We start from the raw sequence: 2903 nt of genomic DNA on the forward strand, positions 1-2903 counted from the left end.
TGCCCGCCTCACCGAGCCAGTCGCCGCCGAGGGCGCGCGCCTCGATGGCCCCGTCGGTGAAGGCCGGCCCGGCGGAGGCGCCGCCACCGCCGGCCATCACGTCGCGGGCGGCCTGCTTGGCGCTCTCGACGTCGGGCTGGTCGAACGGGTTGATGCCGAGGAGTCGACCGGCCGTCGCGACGGCGGCCTCCCAGAGCAGCAGCTGTGCGCCGAGTGTGCCGGACACGCCCACCGAGTCGCCCTCGACGACCTGCTCGTCGGACTGTTCGGCCGGCTGGAGCAGCACCACGAGCTCGTCGGCGGCCAGCTCGGGGCCGGAAGGGCCGCCCGTGCCGACCACGACCGGCAGGAGTCCCGTGCCGTTCTTGCCGGTGCTCTCGGCAATCAGCTGCTCGGCCCAGTCGCCGAAGCCGATGATCTCGGTGCCCGCATCGCGCAGGAGGAGCTTGTCGCGCAGGGGGTCGGTGCCGCCGAGCGCTGCGCCGAGGCGCAGCGCAGGGTTGGCCTCGTCGTCCGCGGCCAGCAGGTCGGCCACCGCCTCGGCGTCGTCCAGCAGCGCCTCGATGTCGGCACCGGCCAAACCGCTCGGCACCAGTCCGAAGGCCGTGAGGGCTGAATAGCGCCCACCCACATCGGGATCGGCGTTGACCACGCGGTATCCCGCGGCTCGGGCCGCCTCATCCATCGGGCTGCCCGGGTCGGTGACGATGACGATCCGCTCGGTCGGATCGATGCCCGCCTCGGTGAACGCGTGCTCGTAGGCCCGCTTCTGCGAGTCGGTCTCGACCGTGGAGCCGGACTTGCTCGACACCACCACGACGGTCCGGTCCAGACGGTCCTCGAGCGCGGCCCGGACGTAGTCCGGGTCCGAGGAGTCGAGCACGGTGAGGGGCACCGCCGCGGTGGCGGTGATTACCTCGGGTGCGAGGGACGAACCGCCCATCCCACAGAGCACCACGTGGTCGAGCCCCTGGCTGGTGAAGTGCTCGCGCAACGCGGCCACCTCGCCGACCAACGGCCTGGAGCTTCGGGGAAGGTCGACCCACGAAAGTCGTTTGCCGGACTCGGCCTCCGCGTCGTGGCCCCACAACGTCGGGTCCTGCGCGAAGAGTTTGCCCGCGAAACCCTCCTTGACCAGCGTGGGCACGTGACGGGCGACCGCGTCAGCAGCGGCGCCCGAGGCGACCACAGTCACGCTGGACGAGCTCACTTGCCCTCCTCGACGTAGCTGTCGTCACCCTTGGCCTTCTCCAGCTCGGACCGGACGCTTCCGGTCAGGTCGCTCCAGGACTTCTCGAACTTCTCGACGCCCTCCTTCTCGAGCACGTCGACGACGTCGGCGTAGGGGACACCGACCCGCTCGAGCGCGTCGAGCACCTGCCTGGCGTCCTCGTAGTGACCCGTGACCTGGTCGCCCTTGATCTCGCCGTGGTCCGCGACGGCCTCCATCGTCTTGGTGGGCATGGTGTTGACCGTGTTGGGAGCGACCAGCTCCACGACATACATGGTGTCGGGGTAGTCCGGGTTCTTGACTCCGGTGGACGCCCACAGGGGACGCTGCCGGTGTGCGCCGTCGGCCTCCAGGTTGGCCCAGCGCGGGGTGGAGAAGACCTCCTCGTAGGCCTGGTAGGCGAGCCTGGCGTTGGCGATGCCTGCCTTGCCCTTGAGCGCCGCGATCTCGGCGTTGTCGCCCTGCTCGTTCAGGGCGTCCAACCGCTTGTCGACCTCGCTGTCCACCCGGGACACGAAGAAGGAAGCCACCGACCGGATCTGCGACAGGTCCTTGCCGGCCTCACGAGCCTGCTCGAGGCCGGTGAGGAAGGCGTTCATCACGCCGCGGTATCGGTCGAGGGAGAAGATCAGCGTGACGTTGACGCTGATGCCCTCCGCCAGGGTCTGCGAGATGGCCGACAGCCCCTCCACCGTGGCCGGGATCTTGATGTAGGCGTTGGGCCGGTCCACCGTGGCCCACAGGTGCTTCGCCTCCTCGACGGTCGCAGCGGTGTCGCCGGCCAGGCCCGGGTCGACCTCGATCGACACCCGTCCGTCCAGCCCGTCGGTGCGGTCGTAGACCGGACGCATCACGTCGCAGGCGGTGCGTACGTCCTCGGTCGTGATCTGGAAGACGGCACCGTGGACGTCCTTGCTCGCCTCGGCCAGGTCCTTGACCTGCGCGTTGTAGGCGGAGCCCTCGGACAGCGCGGTGGCGAAGATCGTCGGGTTGGTCGTCACGCCCACGACGAACTTTTCGTCGATGAGCTGCTGCAACCCACCGTCGGTGATCAGGGACCGGTTGAGGTCGTCGAGCCAGATGGAGACCCCGGCGTCCGAGAGGGCCTTGAGATTGCCGTTCTGTGGTGCCATGTCAGTTGCCTCCTGCAGCCTTGATGGATTCCTGTGCGGCGGAGACGACGGCCTCCGCGGTGATGCCGAACTCCTGGTAGAGGACCTTGTAGTCGGCCGACGCACCGAAGTGCTCCAGGCTGACCGAGCGCCCGGCGTCGCCGACGAGGTCGCGCCAGCCGAACGCGACGGCCGCCTCGACGCTGACCCGCGCCCGGACACTGTGGGGGAGCACTTCTTCACGGTAGGCGTCGTCCTGCGCCTCGAACCACTCGCGGCAGGGCATGGACACCACCCGGGCCGGCACGCCCTGGGCCTGGAGGGTGGCGCGTGCGTCCAGCGCGATGCTGACCTCGGAGCCGGTGGCGATGACGATGACCTGGGCCGTGCCGCCATCCGCCTCCGCGAGCACGTAGCCGCCGCGGGCGACACCGTCGGCGGACGCGTAGGTGGACCGGTCGACCGTCGGCACGGCCTGCCGGGTGAGCGCCAGCGCGGCGGGCCGGTCGTGGTGACCGAGCACCGTGCGCCAGGCGACGGCGGTCTCGTTGGCGTCCGCC

General features: G+C 70.2%; 3 protein-coding genes. All 3 read right to left on the bottom strand.

What is annotated here, in order from left to right:
• Positions 1 to 1210 (bottom strand): glucose-6-phosphate isomerase (locus tag FRW57_RS19870; protein ID WP_152186865.1); only part of this gene is annotated, 1210 nt, incomplete at its 3' end.
• Positions 1207 to 2364: a transaldolase gene (gene tal / locus FRW57_RS19875; RefSeq protein WP_137121562.1), complete on the bottom strand. Its 1158-nt coding sequence runs from the start codon at positions 2362 to 2364 to the stop codon at positions 1207 to 1209. The genes FRW57_RS19870 and tal, both read right to left, overlap by 4 nt.
• Before the next feature lies 1 nt (position 2365).
• Positions 2366 to 2903, bottom strand: a 538-nt coding sequence (locus FRW57_RS19880; protein WP_275263221.1) for a transketolase-like TK C-terminal-containing protein, incomplete at its 5' end; no start/stop codon positions are given.

Source organism: Segeticoccus rhizosphaerae, from assembly GCF_009192725.1.
GTDB classification, from domain to species: domain Bacteria; phylum Actinomycetota; class Actinomycetes; order Actinomycetales; family Dermatophilaceae; genus Segeticoccus; species Segeticoccus rhizosphaerae.